General features: G+C 52.3%; 3 protein-coding genes. 1 reads left to right on the top strand and 2 read right to left on the bottom strand.

Translation table 11 applies throughout. The features are described 5' to 3' along the window. The coding region (locus tag ACTS3T_RS01300; protein WP_462934634.1) for a sialate O-acetylesterase at positions 1–590 on the top strand (590 nt) is incomplete at its 5' end. Positions 591–607: 17 nt separating this feature from the next. On the opposite strand, the gene ACTS3T_RS01295 is transcribed toward ACTS3T_RS01300, so the two are convergent. Together ACTS3T_RS01295 and ACTS3T_RS01290 are read right to left on the bottom strand one after the other, a co-directional pair. Beyond that, on the bottom strand, positions 608–2,395 hold the full coding sequence (locus tag ACTS3T_RS01295; protein WP_462934633.1) for a tetratricopeptide repeat protein: 1,788 nt from the start codon (positions 2,393–2,395) through the stop codon (positions 608–610). 266 nt (positions 2,396–2,661) lie between these two features. Then, positions 2,662–2,973, bottom strand: a complete 312-nt coding sequence (locus ACTS3T_RS01290) for a hypothetical protein (RefSeq protein ID WP_462934632.1) — start codon at positions 2,971–2,973, stop codon at positions 2,662–2,664. Positions 2,974–3,110: the final 137 nt, after the last annotated feature.

The following is a 3,110-nucleotide window of genomic DNA, read 5'->3' as shown; positions in this document are numbered from 1 at the left end:
ATCAGGTGGATCAGGTTTCGGCAGAGGAGAAGCCGCCAGGGGTAGGGCCAGGGATTGCATTTGCCAAAGAGCTGCTGGTTTATGACCCAGATCTGGCAATTGGCTTGATTCCTTGCGCTAAGGGAGGTTCTACCATTGCTGAGTGGCAGAGAAATCTGGCTGAAGATACGCTGTATGGAGCTTGCCTGAAGCATGTACGGGCGGCGTCAGTGATGGGAACGGTTGAGGGTGTTTTGTTTTTTCAGGGTGAGGCCGATGCGATCGCGCCAGAACGGTTGCCGGGACGTAGCGTTTATCCTCAGCAATGGGCGGCGCTTTTTGAACAGTACGTTCGTGATCTAAGGCAAGATTTAGATCAGCCTGATCTGCCGCTGGTATTTGCTCAAATTGCCACGACAACGCGCTTAGATATCCTGCCCAATTGGGAGCAGGTGAAAGCACAGCAAGTAACTGTCAACATTCCTGCGGTGGCGATGATCAAAACAGATGATTTAGCGCTGCAAGATTATGTCCATTTCACTTCCGAAAGCTATGAAGTGATTGGTCAGCGATTTGCCCAAGCCTACTGGCAATTAACTCGCCAGGACTAACTCAGCCTTGATCAGGGCTAGGAAGATTCCCGATAGCGCTGCCAGAGCTGGGGCAAATGCTCAAATCCCTCAACCCCAATCAAGCGCACAAACTCTGGTCGCTGCTGGGCGATCGCCTGCTCAAAGCCAACTTCGCCTAGTTGCCCTTGCAAAATGGTTAGCAATCCAGCCGCCTGTCGCCAAGCTTCTGCCCCCATTTGCTCTAACCAGTACATGCCCAAACAGCTATAGTGAATCGCTTTGATCGGATTTTGCAGGGCGTAGTAAGCTTCGGCTAAATAAGTGGCGTTTAGCCCTTGTAAGTAGGCGTTGCCCGAAATTTGCGCGATCGGCAAACCTTTTTCTAAGACGGTGACGGCGGCTCCGGGTTGAGTTGAAATGGTATAGGCAATCCCCAAACTGTTGTAGGCTAGCGCCTGACTTTGGCGATCGCCCTGGCGTTCGGCTAAGGCAAGCCCTTGTTCTAAATAACGAATGGCTCGCTCAATCGCCTCTGGTTCCATCCGCTCAGCATCGCGGGCGGCAAACACTTCGCTGTAGCCTAGATTGACTAGGGCATTAGCTTCTGCCAAGCGATCGCCTTGTTGTCGAGCCAAAATCAAAGCCCGCTGGCTCAAATCGATCGCTTGCTGATAGCTGGCTTGCAAAACATAAACCCGTGCCAGGTGGTTGAGGTTGGCAATTTCGCAAACCGCATCTGTAGCATCTCGCGCAATTTGCAGAGCTTCTTCATGAAAGGCGATCGCCTGCTGATAGCGCCCCAGGGTACGTTGAGAATACCCTAGCAGGGTGAGCAACCGGGCTTTTTCGCGAGTAGCTTCGACCTGCTGAAGCGGATCGCTAAAGTAAGTTAGCGTTTCTTTGAGATAGTCTCCCGTAAACGAAGCAAAAACACCGCCATAAAGCGGAAAGTCTTCTCGCTGGGCAAACCGTCGCAGAATTTGCAACATCATCTGAAAAGAGCCATTGGCCAAATCGCTGCGGCGATTGAGCCACCCTTGCCAGAGCTGATACCAAATATGGGCAAAAATCAAAAAAGTGCTGTAAGACAATCTGCGTCCGGCTTTAGAGTCGTAGGGCTGCTGGTCAAACCAGGCAACCAGGCTGCGCTGCAACGCCTGCAACAGCACCACCAACTCAATCCAGCCTGCTAGCTCTAGCGCCTCTAGCGTTTGGGTAAACCCGGCGATCGAATCGGCTTCAGCCAGCACCGTAAAAAGCTGTCGCGGCAGCGGACTGATCACCCGCTTGGCCCACAAGCTCCACGGCCCCTGCTTTTCGCCACCAAAGCCTAATGCCCCTCGAATGGGCTGATAGAGCCAGCTAACTAGCTCTGCCTCTAGGCTATCGAAGTCATCTAAGCCCGTTTCGATGCCCTGGGCGATCGCCTGAGCGTTTTCCTCAGCTTTCATTTGCTTGGCTAGCTGTCGCAGGGCTTCGTGGCTGAGGTGGTTAGGCTGGTTTGGATCAACAAGTTGCAAAAAGATCTGAGGTTTGTCGGCAGCAGCGGCTGTCGTCAGCGCCGCAATAGCCTGAGTTAACCCATCGGCAGACGCCCGTTCTTGCTGTAGGTGTGCCCACTCTCCCTGAATGGTTTGTAAAGCGCGAACAATGCGAGATGCTTTGAGGGAGGTATCCGCCGCCGCCGCCGCTAACCGCTCACTTAAACAGCGCTCAAATAACTCTCCGGTTCCAGGCTGCAAGCCGCGCAACAACAACGTTTTGACCTGAGCCTTAGAGCGAATTTTGCCTTTGAGGGTTTGCTCTACAATTTGATCAATCAGCGGAGAATAGGTATTGTCCAACGGCGCTCACCTTCGACGGACGGACACAGTGCGGGCTGCCACCCAACGATAGCGTTACCCAGTAAGATGTACTGTCACAGTAGCGCATCTGATTGATTTGATATCACATCTGGCTAACTAATCGCGATCGCCGCCTCATTTCTTATCGCTGTAGCGCCTAAGGTGCAAAATACGTAAATGGCTGCAAGACTTTTACAGCAACCCGCTGCTGCTGCCTGTGCCTCAGTTTTTCGCTATGACATCCTTCCTGACTGCTCTGGCAGAGCTTAAGCGACAAAGACCCACGAATGGCCTTGCCTGCGCCGCGAAATTTCTTGAGCGGTTAACTGTAGTCCGTTAATTGCTACTTCAATGCCATTGGTGTGGTTATGCTGTTGAGCCACCACCAGCAAGCAATAAAAAGTTTCTAGCGCTGCGTCTAGCTGATTTTGGTCAAATTGATCCCAAGCTAAATCAATCAGCGGTTTAATCTGCTGGCTCGAAAAAGGCGCTGTTGGCGCGATCGCCCGGTGAATCAGCGCCATCAAGACTGCTAATGGCGCAGTCGCTAAGACATTGAGTAACAGTTGAGAATTCACGCCTGCCTCCCGGTACCTCGACTTTACCCAAATCTATCTCTGCGATATCTGGCCTATTCAACCTCGCAGGGTGCTTGGCGTTTGAGGGATAAGCTTTTGAGTAAAAAGGAGGCGCTCTTGGCTAAGGCTGACAAATT

Source organism: Almyronema sp., from assembly GCF_052168255.1.
In the GTDB taxonomy this organism is placed as follows: Bacteria; Cyanobacteriota; Cyanobacteriia; order Phormidesmidales; family Phormidesmidaceae; genus Sphaerothrix; species Sphaerothrix epifaneia.
This window is presented reverse-complemented; position numbering and strand designations above follow the sequence as displayed.